Below are 21,805 nucleotides of genomic sequence, written 5' to 3' on the forward strand. Positions count from 1 at the left end.
TGCATCTGCGACATCGCAAACACAAGGGACGTTTTGTTTATTTCGGTATGGATGTTTATTGATTCATACCACCGCTTATTTCAGAGACCATTCCGGCAAGCTGGTTGCAATCCCGCGGTATGGACTGACAGAGAGCCCATCGATCCGACCGTTATAGGCATAGACTGTTTTTTTGTAACTAGTGAAAATGACAGGCAGCTCGTCGTTAAGCAACTGGTACAGCTCTTTGTATACTGCCTTGCGCTCCTCAATGTCAGTCGTAGCCAGTCCTTTGTTATAAAGCTCTTTCACTTTAGGATTGTCGTACCCTTTCAGCTCACCATCCACAAATTGCAGTACCCCGTCTGAAGGATCCGTTAGCATCGGTGTGGAGAAGGAAGCCACGTCGTAATCGCCGCCCTCCACTTTGGAGACAAGTGAGTTGAAATCCGCGAAGACTTCAGGCTGGAACTGCACGCCAATCGCTTCGAAGTTTTCTTTGGCTACAGCAATGAAGATATCCGTGGCCGGACTCTTCGTTCCGAGGAAATGCAGGGACAGCTTCTTCCCGTTTTTCTCACGGATGCCATCCGCTCCAGGCACCCAGCCTGCGTCGTCCAGCAATTGATTGGCTTTGTCCGGATCATAGGCGTATGGATTAATGCCTTCTTCCGTATAAGACCAGGAAATAGGTGAAGTCGGGATGTTGGCAACAGAGCCTGCCCCTTGGTTGGCGTCCACATAGATGGACTGACGATCCAGGCCATAGGTGATGGCTTGCCGTACTTCTTTTTCCTGAAGCTGTTCATGCTCCAGATTAAGCTGTAAATATCCGTATGTACTTGGTGTGTAAGGCAGAAGGTTAAGGTATGGGATATTTTTCAGCTTATCAATATTCTCCTGGGTAGCCGTGAACGAAGTGAAGTCGATCTCTCCGGTCTCAATAAACTGCCAGGTGTCTCCTTCCGATGTTTTATATATGAAGTGCTCGGTTTTCGGTTTGCCCTTGTAGTAGAATTCGTTGGCAACGAATCGTACTTCCTGACCCGGAATGAACTTTTCGAGTCTATAAGGACCATTGCCTACAGGTGTTGCATGAAGATTTTTAATGTATTCGAGCTTGCCGAATTGATAGTCTTTGCCGTAGTAGGCTTTGGACAACACCTCTGAGCCCAATGTAAGCAGAGCAGTTGCGTTGGGCTGTTCCAGGGTGACCGAGATCGTTAACGGATCAATGACCTTAATACCCTCGATGTGATCTGCCTTTCCTTCGGTATATGCTTTGCCGCCTTTCACCTTGGTGGAGAAAATATCAAATCCACCGTCATACGACTTGTCATGCAGAATGGTCCATGTGAAAGCGACATCATCTGCGGTGAGCGGGGAACCGTCACTGAACTTGGAGTCTTTTCTCAGATGAAACGTGTATGTACGCTGGTCGTCGGACACATCCCAGCTTTCAGCGAGATCGGGAACAGGCAATCCTTTCTCATCTACGGTCACGAGCGAAGCAAATAGCAATGAAGCCACGTTGCCATCATATCCGCTCTGATGGAAGTACGGTGTGAAAGCCCCGCTCGGATCCGTAAGTCCCACAATAACCGTATCCGTCCGTTTTTTTGCCGTCTCAGGTAATTGATTCAGGTCCGTCGCCTGAAATGGCGCATCCAGTGCTGCTGAAACCGGTGTCGCTTGAGTGGACGAATTCGTTGTCCCGCTTCCAGCAGTGGTGGTCTTTGCTCCCCCAGCTCCAGCACATGCCGATAACACAATCGCACTACTAATGATTAACGATGCCACGGATAAACCTTTCACTCTCATAAAATCCTCCCCAATTCATAAATGATCCATATTTTTCTCGCTCAGCCGTTCCTAATTCCCGAAATAATCCAGAATATATACAATTCCTATGAAATTAGTAAGGTATAAGTTCGATAAGCCCTATTATAAGAACCGCATTCAGTTCTGTAAATAGAGAACCACAAAAAAATATTTATATTAAACCCATTAATATCCACTTTAAAGCGATAAAATAGCCGTATGTTTTGCGCGGATTTCCTGAATAAATTTCAGTTCGGCCACAACAAACATACGGCTGTATCAGAGGAATACTTTTTTTCTAAAAACCACATTTTGACAAACGTTATTGCTCCAAATAATTCATGACATTCGGCAAAATTTGCTCTAGTGCATGAAGACGAAGTGAATACTCAACCAGACTCTCTCCTTCAAAATGCGCATAGACCAACCCTGCTCCACGAAGCTTGGAAAGATGGTCATGAGTAATTCCTTTGGAGAGCTTCAAGTGACGAACAATTTCTATAAACGAACGTGGTCCCTGATGCAGAAAACGCATGATTTTCAGTCTGTTCTTCTCTCCCAAGCTGCGGATTACACGCAAATGATGGGTCGGAATATATTCGTGATCTCCCATATACAATCTGGAGGAATAATGGCACAGCAGCGTATCCCCAAAATGCAGGATGACATTTAGCGGCTGAAAATGAAATTGTGGCACAAGCAGTAGTCTATCCAGCCCCTTCATGTCCCGGAACATCAACCCATTGGTCGCATCGTCGAGTACTTCTTCCTGGGGAGATTGACTTAACTGTTCCTTGCGGTTCAGAACCTCCTTGCGCAGATGTTGTAAGATTAGGGGATCAAGCAAGCGAAAATATTGATCATTCCAGCCGGTTAAGACATAGGTCATCTTGGTCTGGAAAGCAGCGATATCATTCGTATACGGGAAACTGTATCGGGCAAAAATATCGCTGAGCTCAAGCACTGTTCGTTGGCTAAACCATTCAATAAAATCCTCCGGCTCATCAGCTTCCACTTGCAAACATACAAGCAGATACATCCATTTCCAATCATCATCCACGTTCATATTTTGCAAAACAGCAGCAAGCTCAGGGGTTAGCTGCCCTTCTGTTTCTTGCGCCCAGGCTATAGATAAATCAATTTTTTTATGCGATTTCCGGCAAATATATGTATGCAAACTGGCCATGAATTCAAATACAGTTGTAAATCCAAGCTCAATGCGATAGCTCAATCTCAACCTCTCCTATCTTGCAAAGTCGTTCCATTATACCCTGTTTGCAGCCGTGCATGCTACGATTATAGGGTAAACAAAAAGCCGCAAAGTGAAATATTTCACCGTACGGCTTCTCGATAGACCGGATCTCCTATCTCCAAAAATAATAACTTGGATCAGGCTCCTTCGCCTTCAACCATCAGTTCCAGCTTAATCACATTCACACGTGAAATCCGCTTATGTTCCGTCTCTTGAATAACAAAGACATATCCACCATACTCTACCGATTGCCCCACTTCGGGTGGGATGGCCTCTACTCTGGAGTATAACCAGCCGCCGATCGTGTCATAATCCGCTCGGTCCATATCCAGCCCAAAGCGTTCACTAACCTCTTCAATCAGCATGAGGCCGTCAATGGAATATTCCATCTCATCCACTTTCTCAATGGATGGACGCTCTTGGTCAAATTCGTCCTGAATCTCGCCCACAATCTCTTCCATGATGTCTTCAAGCGTTACAAGGCCGGAGGTTCCTCCGTACTCATCAATCAGGATGGCAATCTGTGTCTTGCTGCGTTGCATCCGCTTGAGCAGGTCACTGATGGGAGTGGAATCGGGTACCGCGAGAATCGGCCGAATCACCGAGATGGTATCTGTAAGCTGAGATCGCATCAGGTCTTTAATGTGAATAAAACCGATAATATGGTCTTTGTCACCGTTATAAACCGGATAACGGGTACGCATGCTTTCACTGGCAATTTCCAGATTTTCCAGCATGGACTGATTGGCATTCAGGCAGATCATTTCCGTCCGTGGAATCATAATTTCACGGGCGGTTGTTGCCGTAAAATCAAATATATTATCAACAAGCGCCAATTCAGTATTGTCAATTAAACCGCTCTTATTGCTTTCTTTCATCAGAATGCGTATTTCATCTTCACTATGCGCTGAGTCATGCTCCGAGGCCGGTGCCATGCGAAACACTCTCAGCAGGCTGTTCGCCATACCATTCAATGCCCAGATAAAGGGATACATTAATTTGTAAAAGAACGTAAGCAGCGCCGCAGACCATAACGTGATCGTCTCTGATTTGCGGATAGCCATCGTCTTGGGAGCAAGTTCCCCGAGTACAATATGCAAAATCGTTATAATAACAAAGGCAATCGCAATGGAGATTCCGTGTACGTATACCGGACCCATTCCAAATGCAGTAAACATGGGCTCTAACAGGTGAGCAATCGCTGGCTCTCCCAGCCAACCGAGTCCAAGTGAAGCGAGCGTTATACCCAATTGGCACGCGGATAGATAAGCATCCAGGTTACGTACAATATTGGAAGCATAAATCGCATTTTTATTACCTGTTTCCACCAAAGCTTCAATCCGGCTGCCACGAACTTTGACCATCGCGAATTCTGCTGAGACAAAGAAACCATTCATCAATACAAGCAAAGCAATTAAAAATAAATTTAATATACTCGGTAAGGGGTCACTCAAATTATCATCCTATTCGCCGTCATTCTTCGGCAAATAGGTCCACCTCCTTCGAAAATGTAGGATATTTGCCATTCTGCCGCTCATATGCAGTTTCAACTTCCCAATGCGTTCACCTCCACCTTCTTCTGTCGAATAACAAGGATATGCTTCTTTTATTATATAATTCTACACTACACAGTCAATCCGTGTCCTATGACAACGAAATGATGCATACAGGCTATTTCGTTAACAAATGTACCGAATGCGCCGTTTTTTTTACGATTTACTAACAAATATATGCATCTTCTTGCGTACGGTTTAACTTATCTCTTACGCTCAGTTAATCATTCAGCGATATACTTCCAAATAGAACAACAATTTGATCACGGAGGTATGTACATTGAAAAGCCATCATGCTATGAAATGGAATGCTCTACTACTCAGCGCAGCTGTTGCGATCACAGCCGTGCCCTGGCAGGTCCATGCTGAACCCGTATCTGCCCAGCAGCAGACGGCACCCGCCGCATTTACCATTTTACCTATCGACCGCGCTCAGATTCTCGCAGGCCAAAAGCTGGATTTCCGGGTTGAGCTGAACGGTGCCAAGCTGAAATCGCAAGATATTAAAATCCAGATTAATGGTTTGTCACCGGACAAATACTTTGGCAAGTCCGGAACGTGGACAACCAGCACCGACCTGAGCACAGAATACACCATCCGGGATGTTGCCTTCAAAGAGAGTGATTCTATTGTGGTAACCGCCGAGACGATTGCTACAGGCAAGCGTACATATTCACGGGTCGTATACCAAGTGTTCGATCCTTCCAAAGACACAGCCACACTAACAAATGGTGAGCAAGCCCAAAATGTCGTTCTGATGATCGGCGATGGCATGAGTGCCAATATTCGTACCGCCGCACGTGTTGTATCCAAGGGTATTAACGAAGGCAAATTCAAGGGCTGGCTGGAGATGGAACAAATGGATGCCATGGGCATGGTCACCACGTCTGGCATGGATTCCATCGTCACTGATTCCGCCAATAGTGCCTCCGCCTACGCAACCGGTCACAAAACAGCTGTTAATGCCGAGGGTGTCTACCCCGACAATACACCAGACCCTTTTGACGATCCGAAGGTGGAAAACATCGTTGAGCTGGTGAAACGGACACGTGGCATGGCTACCGGCCTTGTAACGACTGCGGATGTGACAGATGCGACACCTGCTGCGATGGCTGTACATACACGTAAGCGCGGGGAACAAGAAGCGATCGCCGGCATGTATCTGAGTGAAGCCAATCGACCGGATGTAATTCTGGGCGGTGGACTGGAGTGGTTCCTTCCAGCAGCTGACGGCGGAAAACGCAAAGATGGACGCAATATTGTGGAGGAGTTCAAAAAAGAAGGATATACGTATGTTACAGATGCAACGAATCTGGACAAGTCTGCCTCTACCAAATCATTGCTTGGATTATTCCGCAAAGGCAACATGAACGTATATTATGACCGGGAGTATACTCAACCTAACAATGCAGAAATTGTGGGCAAGGATACGGATCAGCCAACGTTGATGGAAATGACCGACACAGCTCTTCAGGTACTGGAACAGAACAAAAACGGATTTTTCCTGATGGTCGAAGGTGCATCGATTGATAAACAGGCTCACACGATGGATTTTGAACGTTCCGTATGGGATGCAATTGAATTCGATCAAACGGTTGGTCGGGTTAAGGAATATGCGAAGAAACACCCGGATACGCTCGTGATCGTCACATCCGACCATGGTCATTCCCTTACCCTCAACGGAACGTATAACACTGAAGCCGCCAAAGGTAAATCGGGCGACGAACTCCGTGAATTGATCGGCACATATGCTGATTCCAAGTTCCCGACGTATGTGGATGCAAACGGAGATGGCTTCCCGGACAATCCGGATTCCGAGTGGAAGATTGCTGTTGGCTGGGGCAATATGCCGGATAACAATGAGGACTATCTTGCTAATCCGGTACCAATCAGCCCTACCATTCAGGACCCTAACGTGAAAGACAAAGCATGGTATATCGCTAACCCGGACAAAGATCCGGACGGTGTTCACTACACGGGTAACCTGCCTCATGATGAAGGCCAGGAAGTCCACACATTCGACGATGTGCCAATCAATGCCTCGGGACCCGGGTCCCGCCTGTTCTCCGGTTATCTCGATAATACGGATGTGTTCCGTAAGATGGTAACTGCATTGAAGCTGGATGCGTCCAAGTAGAATAACGGTTGAACTAACAAAAGAGTATCCTAGCTCATGCTCAGGCATGGCGGGATACTCTTTTGTCATAATTTTATCGATGATGAGGATTAGCTAGCATGTTTACTTAACGCTTCGCTTTACTGCTTCAACTGCTTCTACTTCTACTACTTCTACTACTTCTACTACTTCTACTACTTCTACTGATTTTATTCTGTTTCTGATGCCATCTCATTCTCTATAGGATCACTACGTTCCCATTAACGTTGTCCCAGCGCCACGGCGTGTCTTCCCCTTTGCCGATCTGAAGACCGCCAATCCATGATGTATCATGTCTTAGTCGTGCCCAATCTGCTTCTCCGCTCAGCACCTGAATACCGAGTTCGGTCAAAGAGAAGACACCGTGGCGGAATTCATCATGATGCTGCTGGAAGTTAGGAAAAGCTTGTACACCACTTATTTGAAGTAAAGCATGAGGTTCCTCCGTCATTCTCTTCAGATGAGCCCAGTACTCCAGATCACCCATTCCCAAGATATGCAATTGATCTCCAACATGCTTAAACAATGGATAAGGGCTATCCACGCCCTCTCTTACGGCCTCCAGTGTGGATTGCTCAATTATGCCCAGTCCGTTCGATACAGAAGGCAGACGGGACAGGTGGGCCTTGAATGCAGCCTGTGCAAAAGGCAGCACCGATGTATTTTTCAGCAAGTAGTCCTTGTGATCCTGAATGTCAGATGATGCATACGCTCCCCAAAACTCGCTGCCAGCCTGGATTTCCTCTGCCCCCATCACATGCCAGGTACCTGATAAACGTCCGATCTGTGAGGGTGTAAGTTGCCCAAGTCCCCGAAAATGTTCAATATCTGGATAGGCATCGATGCATAACAGATTCAGCTTTGTATTCTTCAGGTCCTGTTCCTTGAAATAGTGCAGCAAATACGATAACATCGCCTGATCATAGAGGTCATACTCAAACCACAGGACGATCTCTTCGTGCTGATGGAATGACTTAAGTGTCTGCTCAAGTTCCTTAATTTTCAAATATTCAGTCTGTGGGATACCCAAGTGCTGCTCCAAATATTGTGCACGTCCACTTCGATCTTTCTCATTCCTCATATTTCTTGTTATCGGTCCAAATGTATAGAGTTCTCGCCAGACCAGAATTTCACCTTGAATCCCGCTTTGTCTTAATCGATCAGCCGCATGGTCACCATTCATAATGTGAAGCATCCCTTTTCCTCCTTCGTATAGATCACTAAATACTGAAATCACATCCGCCACAGGCAATGAACGTCTGAGCCTGGATCTGGCATCATACAACCGTTTCTTTAGAGCCGGAATATTAACCCCGAGGAATTCCGACATTTCCTTGAGCGAGTAGCCCTGAAAATAAAACAGTTCAACAGCAAGCTGCATGGAAGTTGGCAAAATGGAAATCGAATCTCGCAGGAGGCGATGCACCTCTCCTTTCAAAGCTTGTTCTTCAGGATTATGAGCCTGATCCTCTTCCTGAATTACATCCTGAATCTCCAGGACCGGAACGGTGCCATGCTGCTTAAGCCTCATTAGACGGTAACACTGTCTCTCCACGATAACTTTGAACCACCCGGGAAAAGCATCAGGGTTGTCCAGTTTGGACAAATTCGCAAAGGCCTCTGTGAACGCCTCTTGAACTACATCTTCGGCCAGAAACGTATCCCCTAATTTTTGATAGGCGACAGCCAGTGCCATCCCGCGAAACTGCGTCACCAGCTGTTCATATGCCTCGGCTTCGCCCTTAATTGCTCCATCGATCCAATTCTTCAATATGTTTTGCTCCTTCCTGTGCGCTTGCTGCTTGATGTATTTATCTTTAAGTGCCCTGATTGGAGGAAAAGGTTACTTCTGCTTATGTTTTATTTTCTATTCGATTATGCTCTATATCATCATATAGGAAAAGCTGCCCCGTTTGCGGAATAACATCCACATTCGAGACAGCCTCTGTATGGCCGTATTATATTATGTTCTTTTTCCCCTACAGATTAACGTCTGCTCGGTTGTTGCGGATAGTTTCCGATCACACCTGGATATTGATACAACAACGGCTCATCGAATGTAGCGTAGTCGAAATTGACCATCAGAAGCATGATCCGTTTTCCGCTGTTCGGGTCACTGATGATGATATGGTCACGACCCGCGGCTTCCAGAATGCCTTGGAAAATGCGTGCATTCCACTCTTTGTTGCCTTCGTATGTCATGTAGAATGTTCCACATTTGCCCAGGTTAAGCCGTAAAATATTTTCGATGTAGGATTGTTCAAACTGTGGCGCAGTTGTGGTTACAACTCCACCCGTAGGTGTCATTGGAGCACCGCTTGATACGAGCGGAGGCACGCCTGTGGAGCTAGGTGAAACCATGCCTGGTGTTGGGGACATCATCGGCATCCCGTTACCGATTTTATATGATGTTCCTTGGACTTGCGAATTGGCCTGTTGGCCCATAACCTGTGTTGGTTGATAAGGCTGGTTAATCATCATGATTCCTCCCAAAATTTAATATACGGTTGGACAGTCTTCGCCTGTCGGACTGAAGAAACAATGCGCCTTGAAGCGGCCTGTATTTTGCTGGTTATACCAGGTTGGCGGACATTCTCCCACCGGACGGAAGAACCACAGGGAGTTGCTGGCCGGCCAGAAGCGTTCACCATTAATGACACGCTGTGCCAAGCGTATTTCCGATTGTCTTGCCCGTTGGTAGAAATATCCTTTTTGCGTAGACTCGAAGCCACCCGGGTTCTGAAACACCATTCGATTAATGTCCCGAATATCACCGAAATCCAAGCAATCGCCGAGCACCCGGTTTACCCCTACATTGCCTACAAGCAGCATGCCTTGATCGCCGTCACCTTCAGCCTCCGCTCTCATCAGTCTAGCGAGCAGCTTGACGTCTTCCGAGTTGGCTTTAATAACAGCCATATCCTGTTTCCTCCCTTGTTGAACCTCTTCATCACCGTATATCGTATTGTGCAGATGCCCATTCGGTGACACGATTTAATTTTTTACCATAAAAAAAAGCCCGGAACCTCACCCTATGTGAAGTCCCGAGACATAACATTTCCTATATAACCTGCCTATTCAGGGCTTGGCTTGAATCCAGTAATCGTAAGCATGTACGATATTGCCTTTGTATGCTTTATACTCGCTTAACAGATCGGGAAGCAGTGCCAGCTGGCGTTCCATTTCCGCTGCTCCCTTATCATAAAATGAAATATGTCTACCTTCAAAATTCTCTTTCATCTCCACCGAGATCAACAGTGGTTTACCCAAACGATCCGCAATTTTCATTTCCTGACTGACGACGTCGGCAATTCCATTGGAGCCTTCAGCAATGTTACGGAATGCCATCAGAGAGATGTGATCCAGCGTTGTGATCATGTATTCACTGACAGACATGTCTCTTCCCGGTAACGGGAACGTATCGAGCCAAACGGCCAGATCGGCACTCGTTTCCAGATCGCTGTCCTTTTTCGTCTCTTCATGGAAATAAGCAATGTTGGCAGCCCATTCGGTCAGGAGCGTATCCCGATCATTTTCCCATTCAGGTAAGGTGTATGGCTCAATATCAAGATGGATTCCCTTAAAACGTTCATCCGGTTCGGATTCGGCGTTATAATTTTTCACATAGTCGATCAAGCGTTGTATCCGTGGCCGATTTTCCTTTTTACCCCAGATTGGATGGCCGCCCATGGCATGAACCTCAATCCCTTGAGCCTGTGCACGTTTCACAAAACTGCGATAGCTGGAGTACGGTTGATCCAAATCAAGCCGGACGTATAACCAATTGATGTTTTGCGCTTTGGCGAACTCCAGAATGTGATCTCCACCGTCATTCGTAACTTGAGAAGCCTGCCAGATATAGGTTCCCCTGATTTCCGGTTGATTGGATGGAGTCTCCGGTAGTGGTTCTTCCTCTGGTTCCAGCTGTCCCCAGTACACGATGTCATGCACAGCTGAACCTGCGTAGGAAGCATGATCTGTGAATGCAGACGCCACTTCCTTTATGACACTCTCCAATTGCGCTGCGCCTTTGCCGGCAAACGTCGTGAACTCTTCCCCAGGCATAGGCTTGGTATTTACCCCAACGGTAATAGAACCATTTCTGGCGTCCGCCCATATCATTTCCTGTTCTACCAAACGTATAATTCCATTGTTTCCTTGCGCGCTGTCACGGTAAGCGAGCAGCGTAATATGATCAAATTGTCCGATAAACCAGTGTGACAACGACTCGTTATCCGCATCGTCAGTTGTTCTACCACCCGTTACAGTATAAGAATCGAGCCAAAAAGGTAGGTCGACATTCACCTTAACCGCCCCAGCCTGCTTCACCTGTTCCAGCAAGAGCTTCATATTGACAACCCAGGATTGGACCAGCGGCTTGGCATCTTCTTTCCACTGTGGCAGTACATAAGGTTTGATATCCAAATGAAGGGCGTCAAATCGCTCTTCGCCCTTTGCAGCCAGGTTATACTTGCTCACCCAGGACGCGAGCTTGAGCATCGGACCTTCACGGCCACTCACTGCCCATGACGGATCTCCGCCCAGAGCTTCAACTGCAATTCCAGCCTTGCTGGCTTTGGATATAAACGTATGATAGACCTCCTCTGACAGATTCATATCCACATTGACATACAGTCTGTTAATCTTATGTTTAGCTGCATTCTCCAGCAGCTCGTTTCCTCCATCACTGACAGACTTGGCCTGCCATACCCAGGCTGCTCGTATATCTGCGTCAGCATCAGCAGTAGATTCAAAGCCTGTCATTATAATCCCTCCAATCAGCAGTAATAGCCAAAACACTTTCCGGGATGAGTTCCCGAACATATTCTCCCTCCATTCCTGTACTGTGGTAAAATCACATTTATTATAGCAACCGAGTTACCAAAAACAAATAAGCCCAAGTGCTTAACTTGGGCTTATTTCTGCTATGTTTTCAAAAGTTTACAAACATCCGGAGAAATCCCGGTACTAGTCCTCATATATCATTTTTCGGGTCATGCCCCCGTCAATAATCAGGTTGGTCCCTGTGACAAAGGTATTGCTCGGATCGGACAAATATAAACAAGCGCGGGAGATATCCGAAGGAACGCCCACACGTCCTGCCGGGTGTTGTTCATGGTCCTCTGGCTTCAATTTCTCCACATTTCCTGTCTCAATCCATCCCGGACTGATACAATTGACCCGAATTCGGTCCTTACCCAAGGAGACGGCCATCGCATGTGTTAACGCTACGATCGCACCCTTGGATGCAGCATAGGCCTCTGTTTCCGGTTCTGACATCAACGCACGTGTTGAGGCCATGTTTACAATCGCTCCACCATTTTCGTTGTGTTTCATATGTTTGGCCGCTTCCCGGCTTGCGAGAAAGCAACTTCGCACATTGGTATTGAGTATATCGTCCCACTCTTCCAGCGTTAGCTCATAGGGAGACTTCCATCTGGAGACACCTGCATTGTTTACGAGCACATCAATCTGTTTGAATTCATCCATTGTCGTTTGAATGAGGTTTGTTATATCCTTCTCTTGACGTACATCACACTGGACAAAAATCGCTTCTCCGCCTTCATTGCGAATCGAAGCTGCCGCAGCAGCCCCTTCCGCTTCCTGATAGTCAGCAAGTACGACTTTAGCCCCTGCAACCGCATAGGCCTCAGCTACACTTCGACCGATTCCTTGGGCTGCTCCCGTCACAACCACGACTTGATCTGTAAATGACATCATCATGTCCTCCTCTATTGAGATGATCCTTTCATCATATAAGTCTACATACAGCTCACCCAACATGGACCATAAATTGAATAAAGTCTCTTCTTATATAAAAACACGTTAACCCCATTAAGAAACGCTTGTCCGTAAAAGAATTTAAAAAAAGCTTACGCCACTACGGCGCAAGCCAGCCGGTTTATCCGCGTACACGCTCTGAATACAAACGATTGTAGCGTTCAAAGCCTACGTAACGCGTTCCCTTGAAAGAGAGTCGACCTTCATCTCCCTCGGCGCACAAACCGTACTCATCACCATTCACTTTGAATTCGAGCCGATCCCCGCTTTCCACTTCAAAAGTGATGTAATAAAGCGTACGGGCTGTACTTCCTGGTTCGGAGTGCGACTGACTCATCTGCATTCTCCTGCTGGTAATACGTGAAGGTACGGTAAGCAGGGGCTCCGAGTTATTGCGTCCCCATCTCCATACTTCTTTCCCTACCGACAGAAGAACAATACCTATAATCAGGACAAATACTACCGGAAAGACGGTTCCAAAAAAATCAAACATCCAGGATGATTCAATGCCCATGTCTCTCCCCTCCGTTCATCAAACCTAGGACAGCCGGAGTCTTGACCCGTCTTCTGTAATATATATGCACGTTAACAGGGAACTTGTTATTCGGATTCAAATCCAATATGTATTAACATATCAAAACTCCTCTTCCTATTGAAATCCTCGGCACCAACTAGGATAGCGCTTTGATGAATGAGCGTTATCCCAGTTTGAGGTACCCTATCCCCTCTCTATGCTAATTGAGTAATAACTATATGTGCCGATACAGGTCTTGTTCCGCCTGCAAGAGGAGTCATGGTTAGTGCCGTTGATTCTCCAGCTGGATTTCGCACAGTCAATATGGAGTTAATGACTGTTGTTTGCACGATTGCCATCCCAGGAATTTGCGTTGTACCTGTTGCCCGACCGATTACGGTATAGGCGAGATCAGCGCCATTGAGTGTCAAGATAAGTTGCCCAGCCTCGTTCATACTTCCTTGAAACAATACAAGATAAGAGCCTATTGCTGCTAGATTAAATGAGCTAGGTCCGGTTCGAGTAATTGTCGTTCCACTCGTAGGGCCATCTTCCGGAAAATTGACATCTGCGCCTGGAGCAACTGTTGCCGGATTATCAGGAGGCATCAGCGCAAAGAAATCAGCAAATCCCAGAACGCCTCCGGCTGCACCTGTAGCTCCAGTAACTCCCGTTACTCCGGTGACGCCTGTTGGACCAACAACACCTGTTGCACCCGTCACCCCAGTGGCACCCGTTGAGCCTGCCACTCCTGCAATACCCGTGGCTCCCGTGGCTCCGGCTGGACCTGCTACACCAGCTGCACCTGTCACTCCGGTAGGCCCCACTGGACCTGCCACTCCTGCAGCACCCGTAGCTCCCGTAGCTCCGGTGGCTCCTGCTGAACCTGCAGCACCAGCTGCGCCCGTGGCCCCAGTCGCACCGGGAAAGCCTTGCGGTCCAATAGCGCCAGCTGGGCCCGGCACACCCTGCGGTCCTTGTGGACCTACAAGTCCTTGTTCCCCAGGAATACCCTGCACGCCCATCGGTCCAGCTGGCCCAGCCAGCCCCTGTGGACCCATGGCTCCCGCTGGGCCAGGTTGACCTTGAGGTCCTTGTGGACCTGGAGGGCCTCCGGCTGGACCCTGAGCTCCGGGTGGTCCTTGCACCCCTTGCGGGCCTTGAATTCCCTGTGCGCCCTGAGTACCTTGTGGTCCAGTTGGACCCGTAACCGTAGGCGTAATAATATTCACTTTAGGCGGCGGACATTTTACCTGAACTAATTTTTTAGTCACCTTCACTTTGCAATTTTTTCTTTTGGATTTGCAGGGATATACCGTTACCTTTTTTCTCCTAGATCGCTTCTTCTCTTCTGAACTGCTCATCGTGTGGACACCTCCCTATAGACATAGTTTAACGTACGTATGGGGTTAGTTTAGTGTATGGACGAAAAACCATATTCAACTAAACTACAACCTATATTTAGGAAAAAGAGGCTATTAACATCGTAGATTAGCCCGATTATAATGATTAAAATTAAAAAAAAGGCTCTGATCGTGATAGTATATAGTTTTGATTTATTATGTTTTGACCAATTATGTATCTTTCTCTTATAGATTTCTTTTGTGATTTTGATTCCATAACCAAGAGTCAATCCGCACAAAAAAGAAACATCCCCGCTTGGAGATGTTTCCTAACAATCGGACTGTCATATTCAGAACACTTAATATTCTTCCTATGAGTCTAAGCGTACATCAGATCCATGAACCCTCGGGTTACTTCTCCACCATTCGTCTGCTCCTGTTCATCTGCCTGTGCGTATTTCGCCATGCAGGCTTTAACTTCTTCCTCGGTGGTACAACGGTTGGCATCATCACATGTGTAGCATAATTGGAGCATATATCTGGTTAACTCGTCCGCCTGCGTGAATTGAGCTTGTTCATTCGTTCTCATGTTCATCACTCCCATCTCTTCTTGAATTCAATATAACATCATTTGAAGGGATTTATTGTGATTTAATTCACAAAGTGATTAAAATGAAAAGAAACCCGCAGGTTCCTCCTCTAAAGACGTTTTATGCTAACGCAATTATAGTACTTTCCAACGAACACCGCCGTCTACGGTTTGCAGCAACAGGGATCTTTTGGCATCCGTATTTTCGACCAAAATCCAGCCTAGTTTCGAAGAAACCATTTGGAGCTTGACGATCTCAGGGTACTCTTTAAGAATGTTTTCCAATACTTCACTTGTAGGAAGTGCTTTCCAAGTCTTGCCGGCATCTTTCGTGTAATAAGTCTTGCCTTTCTGCATGACCCAGCCTTCCAAGGGATTTAGAAATGTAGGAGTCAGACCGCGATTGATTCCGGTTTGTTTACTTAAACTGAACGTTGATAACTGCCAGCTCTCCCCGCCATTGATTGTGAAAAACCCGTTGAATTTGGTGCTTTCTCCCTGAGAACAGGAGATCGACATCCAGGCCGTTTGAGCTTCCCGTCCAAAAAACTGTGGCGTGCTGATGTTAAAATTACCACATCCATTAAATTTGTTTCGGTCAAAGAACGACGGTCCCGCCTTCCAATGCTGGCCACCGTCCGCTGTAACGTACAATTTCGGCGTACCAAACTCTAGAGCGGTCAAGAACCCGTGATCCGAGTCAGAGAAAGTCATACCAGTGGTATACCCCCGTGTAGGAATCTCCGCAGATGCTGGTTTGCCGTCCTCGTCACTCGAAGACATCTGATCCCAGGTAATACCGCCATCTTCCGTAAGATACAGTTTCTTGTCTTGCTTGCCAATGGAAGTATCCACTGTTGTCAATATCCAGCCTTTTTCAGGAGAAACAAATGTAATGGCCGTCACCTTATCCGTCTTCGACAAAGAGGACAGGCTCCAGCTCGCTCCTCCGTTGTTCGTGCGCAGCACCATCGTATCTGTTCCGCCCATTCCTTCACGAACAATCCATCCATGTGTACTATCTACAAAATAAATGCTTTGTCCATATTGCGGATTAGCCGGAAACTGTACATTTTCCGAAGGTGAGATGTTGGTCCAGGTACTTCCCTGATCCTGAGTATAATACAGACGCAGGGCGTTACGCGTAACTCCCCATGCTAATCCGCCATTACCATTAAGCAACTGGAAATCGGTTAAACGGGTCTGAATTTGATATTTGGCTGTATCCGCAGCTTGTGTACTGTTTGCGGGAGGAACAACAGTTAATGTCTGGCCCATATTCCCGTTATCTTCTTGCTCCTGCGGCGGTTCTGCCACCGGGGTCTCTCCCGAATCGGTGCAAGCCGCCAGCAGAGCAGCTATACCGATAGACAGCAGTGCTGTCTGCGCGATTTTAATCCATTGCGAACGCAAGTGGTTTCCACCTCTCTCATCCAATAAGCAGGCGCGCATGCCTGTCCATTCTTGTTGTTTTTACGATTCATCTGAATCCACTTCTCCTATTCTACCACAAACGATGTCGAAAAGGTTCATCTCCACTCTCTGGAAGCAGGCAGCGATGGTTTTGCTGCATCTGTTTCTTCTACTGAACACAAACCAAAGGTTTTCGACGATATCTTGCGCAAATAGACATGATATGTGAAAAAGTTTATAGACATGGCTCGCTTTTCGCCCACTTATCCCTTAATATGGATGGAAGTATACCCCAAAAAGGAGAGGATATGAAAATGGTAAACAGTGCAGCACTCAAACCAAGTCGTGTCGTTATTGTAGGCATGGGTGCGGTAGGAACAACAACGGGATACACGCTGATGTTAAGACAGCGTTCGTCCGAGTTGGTATTTGTGGATGTGAATCATGATAAGGCTACCGGCGAAATGCTGGATATGAACCACGGTCTCCCATTTACCGGAGGCGTTAAAGTATGGGCAGGCGATTACTCCGACTGCAAAGACGCAGACATCATTATTATTACTGCGGGCGCTTCCCAAAAACCAGGAGAGACTCGCATTGATCTTCTGAAGAAAAATGCAAGCATTTTCAAAGAGATCATTGAACGTATTACTGAGGTTAATTCCCATGGTATTCTTTTGATTGCAACGAATCCTGTAGATATTTTGTCCTATACCTCCTGGAAACAAAGCGGTTGGCCCGCTTCTCGCGTGATTGGTTCTGGTACGTTACTGGACAGTGCACGTTTCCGTTACCTCATTGGTAAAAACAAAGGAATCGATCCACGCAGCATTCACGCTCATATTATTGGGGAGCATGGCGATTCTGAAGTACCCGTATGGAGTCTCGCCAACGTTGCAGGAACGAATCTGGAGCTGGATGAAGAAACTCAGCAGGATATCTTCGACCGGACCAAAAATGCAGCTTATGAGATTATTAATGCCAAAGGTGCCACTTCCTATGCAATTGCGCTCGCTTTGGACCGTATTGTGGCTGCCATTCTGGGCAATGAAGGCTCCGTACTGAACGTTTCCACATTGCTGGAAGATTACAATGGCGTATCCGATGTATATCTGGGTGTTCCATGTGTAGTTGATCGCAACGGTGTGCGCGAGATTTTGCCACTTCCTTTGAATGAGACGGAGAAAGTCGCTTTCCAAGCCTCTGCCAACAAATTGAAGGAACAAATTGCCGGACTGGAGTAAATCTGAATCAAGGCATTTGACTAATCACGTGATTTTATAATGAGTGCATAGCTTTGAGGTTGTGTAACTAAAGGACCATCTGTATCTTCATTGCGAAGATGCGAGTGGTCCTTTGGTCTTAATGGAAATATTGATACCAAAATAAGTTTACATAATAATTGTTCCGTAAATCAAATACGAAGTTATTTGTCAATTTCTGATTACTACTTATACTTCCATTAAATGTATTAATATATTTCTACATCTAATTACAAAAAACCTGTCACGTGGACAGGCTTCTCTATCATTACTTTCTTCTATTATATAAACAAAGCTTATCTTTTACATATCAGCCACAAACGCCGGAAGCTTAACATCCAGCAAGGCCATCGCTTCTTCTTTCTCTCTGCTGGTTACGTGGGTGTACACCGTAGTGGTTTGAATGGAGGAGTGACCCAGCAGCTCCTGAACCGTTCGCAGATCTGCTCCACGTCTAAGCATCATGGTCGCAAAGGAGTGACGCAGCTTATGACTGGAGTAGTTCACACGCTGATTGAAGGTTGATTCCTGCTGAAAGCGTTCAAAGGTTTCGGTCGATATAAGCTGAATACTGCGAATCGACAATCGTTTCCCCTTTTGCGAGACAAATAGTGCCTCTTCTTTCGCTCGCCATGGCTCCAGCCGCTCCTGAAGAGCCTGGGATAACAGTTCAGCAACCGTCTCAGGCACAGGCAGTGTACGCCATTTGCGGCCCTTACCGAATACGTCCAGCGTGCGCCGTTCCGCATTATAGTCTTTGCAGTTCAAGGCATGCACCTCTCCGACCCGCAATCCCATGTATCCCATGAGTAGAAAAATAGCCAGGTTTCGTGTACGATATTTGCCCTCGACCGATTGTAAAAATCGTTCCAAGCCGCTTTCGTCAAGGAAGACGGGGGCCCGATTTTGCTCGGTTTTGGATTTCTTGATTCCAAAAGCCGGGTTATTGGTCACCAATTCAAGCTCAATTAATGACTTATAAAAACAGTTCACCGCTGCGTGTTTCCGATTCCGTGTCGAGTCACTTACCCCTCGTTCCCGAGCTCGAGACAAGAAGGATAACACATGAAGTTTTTTGACCTGCTCCAGTGACTTTCCATGAATAGAGACGAGAAATTCAGCAACGTCACCTGTGTATGATTTTACCGTATGTCCCGTGTAGCCCGCATCTTTCATCCATATGTGAAAAGCTTCAAGCTCATCGGCGTATTGCTCCTGAATTTCTTCAGTCATCATCTGTGTTCGTCACCACACTTCTATTTATTAGTCTATAATTACAACGTCGATGAGTGGGATGATCGCCTCGGGCTGTCCCTCACTGCGGGTGAGTACAAATGAAGGCAGTGGATTTTCGTGCAGTCCATTCACTGATTCACAGATTTGAACATACAAGTCCATACGCAACGTCTCCCCTTCACCCGCAACATCGATTACAGGCCATGCTTTCTCAGTACATGATGGCCAATAAGCCAATTCATTCACCGGTACGATACTTAATCGTTTACTTTCAGGATGCACACGGTATATTCCCGTAATCTGAGGTTCATCACCCAGTTTGTCTACCGAAAGTATAGTGCTCGAATGTTCATCCGGAGCTGAATATATCGAATAACACCATGGTGTTACTCCCCAGGCAATCGCCATGAGGCCTTCCTCAAGCAAGGTGTCCGAAAGGTCACCCTGACTGAATTGTTCAATCAGATTATGGCTTCCAGAACCGATTAGATCTTCTACACGTTTCGCCATACGAGGCAGATCTGCGAGAATAAAGCCACCACTGCCGTAGGAGTCAAACACATGATTATCCCGTGTCCACACCGTCTCGGGTACTTCGTTCATCTGTACAACTTCGGCTGGAAACAGACATATCGCTACAGTGACCACCTGAGCATATTTCACCATGGCATGCTGCTCGGGCTCCAGTGGTCCCTCTGCGATGCGGGGTGTTTTGACGTGCAGTGAAATTCGCAGCTCGTACTCCCCTTCTGCAAAGACTCCCAAATTCAATACGATTGGATGATCTATTCCTTCAATGGGAGTGAGTGAGCATGTGCTGTCTGGTCGCAGGGTAACTGCATATTGTACAAATCCCAGCTCCTCCCCATATATGATAATGGCATCTTGCCGATCCAGCGGTGCATCCATATGCTGTGCAACTACCGATACTTTGCGTCCATCCTTCAAACGGCGCTGCGGATCAATATCCAATTGAAATTCGTATGTATCCTCTGAATGTGAAATGATTAGCTTCGCCTCGGCAAGTACAGATGAGTCAGCCAATGCAAAACCGAAATTCGAATTTTGGTGATGTTGATTGGTATGTATTGGTGTGTTCATGATACATCCCCTCTCCTATGTCTGATGGCATGTCACACCCCCAAATATATGTCATATTTGCCCTGACCGCAACCCCGGTTCCACTCACAAGGATAGATGTATTACTTATTAGATACCCAAATATATCCTTATCCATGTCTGCTTTTTTTCGCATTACACGAACAGCTCACAAAAAAAAAACCCCATACCGCGCCGCTTTGGCGATGCAGTATGAGACAATGCAGTTGACTCTATTAACGTATAGTTTCAGTGTGACAACTTAATTTACCAACCTTTCAAGATCTCTAAAATATAGGAATCAGGAATGACAGCTATTTCCCCTTTGTTGTTTTGAACGTGTCCGATCTACGCCGTGCCGGATTCAAATGACTGTGATGACGACCGTAGGCAAAGTAGATGACTAAACCAATAATCAACCAACCGAAGAACGTAATCCAGGTCAGAGCTGCAAGACGTGTCATGAGATACATACAGCCAACAGCACTTAGAATAGGAATCAGTGGAACGAAAGGCACGCGGAATCCCCTTTTCAGTTCCGGGTTGTTTTTCCGCAATACGATAATCCCCAGACTCACAACCGCGAAAGCAAACAGTGTTCCGATGTTCGTCAACTCCGCCAGATGACCAAGTGAGATGAATCCCGAGAATAAAGCGACGATGATCCCAGCAACCCAAGTCCCCGTAGCAGGTGTTTGGCTTTTGCCACTGACTTTGGAGAAAACCGGAGACAACAGTCCGTCCCGTGACATGGAATAAAGCAAACGTGTCTGACCATACATCATAACAAGCAATACCGTGGTAATTCCCGTAATCGCTCCAAGCGAAACAATCCAGGACAATCCTTTCAACTGCACAAATTCAAAGGCAAAGGCAACCGGATCACTCACATTCAGCATGTGATAAGGCACAATCCCTGTCAGGATTAATGATACAACGATATAAAGCACCGTACAGATTGCAAGGGATGCAATAATACCGATTGGCAAGTCCCGTTGAGGACGTTTCACCTCTTCCGCAGCCGTAGAGACCGCATCGAACCCAATGTAAGCAAAAAATACCGTTGCCGCCCCTGCGGTTACTCCTGAAATACCAAACGGAAGGAACGGCTGCCAATTATCCGGCTGCACATAGAACACACCCACACCGATAAAGATCAGCACCACGATAATTTTAATCGCTACCATGATTCCGTTGGCACGAGCAGCCTCTTTCACCCCTCGGGTGAGTAGGAATGTAATGATTAACGTAATCACCGCTGCGGTGACATCAAAATAGGTTCCTTTTTCGGGACTAAATGCACTGGTGAGCGCATGGGGGATTTGCAACCCGAATCCGGACAATAACGTTTGAAAATATCCAGACCAGCCGCTGGCAACAGCCGCACTCGCAAATCCATACTCCAGAATAAGATCCCACCCGAGAATCCAGGCAATGACTTCGCCAAAAGCGGTATAGCTATACGTATACGCACTTCCTGAAGCAGGCACACTGGATGCAAACTCCGAGTAACATAATGCAGCGAAGGCGCAGATAATACCTGCCAGCAGAAATGACAGTACCAAACCAGGACCTGCATATGTTGCAGCAGCAACTCCTGTTAATACAAAGATACCCGTACCGATGATCGCACCTACCCCGAGAGTCATCAGATCAAGCGGACCCAGAACCCTCTTCAACATGTTGCTTTCGTTATCTCCGGTAGCAATCGGCTTTTTTCTAAACAGGGAAGATCGATTCTGGTTTTGATTCATACACAGTTTCCTCTCGTATTGAAAATGATGAATGTGTCTAATTACTTTACATTTT

The 21,805-nt window shown here is 46.6% G+C and carries 17 protein-coding genes; 2 read left to right on the forward strand and 15 right to left on the reverse strand.

Annotated features, from left to right (window positions below; translation table 11 throughout):
* Positions 1 to 75: 75 nt before the first annotated feature.
* From BMW94_RS06665 to BMW94_RS06675, 3 genes are all read right to left on the reverse strand, one after another.
* Complete coding sequence (locus BMW94_RS06665; protein ID WP_090996062.1) at positions 76 to 1,800, reverse strand: ABC transporter substrate-binding protein; 1,725 nt, start codon at positions 1,798 to 1,800, stop codon at positions 76 to 78.
* A gap of 322 nt (positions 1,801 to 2,122) precedes the next feature.
* Complete coding sequence (locus BMW94_RS06670) at positions 2,123 to 3,031, reverse strand: ArsR/SmtB family transcription factor (RefSeq protein ID WP_254790138.1); 909 nt, start codon at positions 3,029 to 3,031, stop codon at positions 2,123 to 2,125.
* Between the two features lie 158 nt (positions 3,032 to 3,189).
* Positions 3,190 to 4,506 (reverse strand): hemolysin family protein, encoded by a 1,317-nt coding sequence (locus tag BMW94_RS06675; RefSeq protein WP_090996065.1) that lies wholly within the window; start codon positions 4,504 to 4,506, stop codon positions 3,190 to 3,192.
* 379 nt (positions 4,507 to 4,885) lie between these two features.
* Here BMW94_RS06675 and BMW94_RS06680 point away from each other — a divergent pair, with 379 nt between their 5' ends.
* Complete coding sequence (locus tag BMW94_RS06680; RefSeq protein ID WP_090996068.1) at positions 4,886 to 6,742, forward strand: alkaline phosphatase; 1,857 nt, start codon at positions 4,886 to 4,888, stop codon at positions 6,740 to 6,742.
* A 217-nt stretch (positions 6,743 to 6,959) separates the two neighbouring features.
* Here BMW94_RS06680 and BMW94_RS06685 read toward each other — a convergent pair whose 3' ends face one another.
* The 9 genes from BMW94_RS06685 to BMW94_RS06725 form a co-directional block, all read right to left on the reverse strand.
* Entirely contained in the window at positions 6,960 to 8,531 is a 1,572-nt protein-coding gene (locus BMW94_RS06685; RefSeq protein WP_090996071.1) for a sigma-70 family RNA polymerase sigma factor, read from the reverse strand.
* Between the two features lie 215 nt (positions 8,532 to 8,746).
* A complete protein-coding gene (gene gerQ, locus BMW94_RS06690; protein ID WP_231952753.1) occupies positions 8,747 to 9,148 on the reverse strand; it encodes a spore coat protein GerQ in 402 nt (133 codons plus the stop codon).
* Positions 9,149 to 9,256: 108 nt separating this feature from the next.
* A complete protein-coding gene (locus BMW94_RS06695; protein ID WP_090996074.1) occupies positions 9,257 to 9,679 on the reverse strand; it encodes a cell wall hydrolase in 423 nt (140 codons plus the stop codon).
* A 159-nt stretch (positions 9,680 to 9,838) separates the two neighbouring features.
* Entirely contained in the window at positions 9,839 to 11,524 is a 1,686-nt protein-coding gene (locus tag BMW94_RS06700; protein ID WP_254790139.1) for a hypothetical protein, read from the reverse strand.
* A 204-nt stretch (positions 11,525 to 11,728) separates the two neighbouring features.
* A complete protein-coding gene (locus BMW94_RS06705; RefSeq protein ID WP_090996080.1) occupies positions 11,729 to 12,478 on the reverse strand; it encodes an SDR family NAD(P)-dependent oxidoreductase in 750 nt (249 codons plus the stop codon).
* 184 nt (positions 12,479 to 12,662) lie between these two features.
* Entirely contained in the window at positions 12,663 to 13,055 is a 393-nt protein-coding gene (locus BMW94_RS06710) for a DUF2500 domain-containing protein (RefSeq protein WP_062319566.1), read from the reverse strand.
* A gap of 215 nt (positions 13,056 to 13,270) precedes the next feature.
* Complete coding sequence (locus BMW94_RS31120; protein ID WP_090996083.1) at positions 13,271 to 14,419, reverse strand: collagen-like domain-containing protein; 1,149 nt, start codon at positions 14,417 to 14,419, stop codon at positions 13,271 to 13,273.
* A 358-nt stretch (positions 14,420 to 14,777) separates the two neighbouring features.
* Positions 14,778 to 14,987 (reverse strand): hypothetical protein, encoded by a 210-nt coding sequence (locus tag BMW94_RS06720; RefSeq protein ID WP_090996086.1) that lies wholly within the window; start codon positions 14,985 to 14,987, stop codon positions 14,778 to 14,780.
* Between the two features lie 135 nt (positions 14,988 to 15,122).
* On the reverse strand, positions 15,123 to 16,400 hold the full coding sequence (locus BMW94_RS06725; protein ID WP_090996089.1) for a VPS10 domain-containing protein: 1,278 nt from the start codon (positions 16,398 to 16,400) through the stop codon (positions 15,123 to 15,125).
* A 314-nt stretch (positions 16,401 to 16,714) separates the two neighbouring features.
* Here BMW94_RS06725 and BMW94_RS06730 point away from each other — a divergent pair, with 314 nt between their 5' ends.
* The gene (locus tag BMW94_RS06730) at positions 16,715 to 17,644 is read left to right on the forward strand and encodes an L-lactate dehydrogenase (RefSeq protein WP_090898036.1); all 930 of its coding nucleotides are present in this window, start codon (positions 16,715 to 16,717) and stop codon (positions 17,642 to 17,644) included.
* Positions 17,645 to 17,965: 321 nt separating this feature from the next.
* Here the strand turns inward: BMW94_RS06730 and BMW94_RS06735 are convergent, their stop codons facing one another.
* The 3 genes from BMW94_RS06735 to BMW94_RS06745 form a co-directional block, all read right to left on the reverse strand.
* Positions 17,966 to 18,898 (reverse strand): tyrosine-type recombinase/integrase, encoded by a 933-nt coding sequence (locus BMW94_RS06735; protein ID WP_090996092.1) that lies wholly within the window; start codon positions 18,896 to 18,898, stop codon positions 17,966 to 17,968.
* 27 nt (positions 18,899 to 18,925) lie between these two features.
* On the reverse strand, positions 18,926 to 19,999 hold the full coding sequence (locus tag BMW94_RS06740) for a hypothetical protein (protein WP_090996095.1): 1,074 nt from the start codon (positions 19,997 to 19,999) through the stop codon (positions 18,926 to 18,928).
* Positions 20,000 to 20,310: 311 nt separating this feature from the next.
* On the reverse strand, positions 20,311 to 21,678 hold the full coding sequence (locus BMW94_RS06745; protein ID WP_254790152.1) for a branched-chain amino acid transporter BcaP: 1,368 nt from the start codon (positions 21,676 to 21,678) through the stop codon (positions 20,311 to 20,313).
* Positions 21,679 to 21,805: the final 127 nt, after the last annotated feature.

It is taken from the genome of Paenibacillus sp. OK003 (assembly GCF_900109515.1).
In the GTDB taxonomy this organism is placed as follows: Bacteria; Bacillota; Bacilli; order Paenibacillales; family Paenibacillaceae; genus Paenibacillus; species Paenibacillus marchantiae.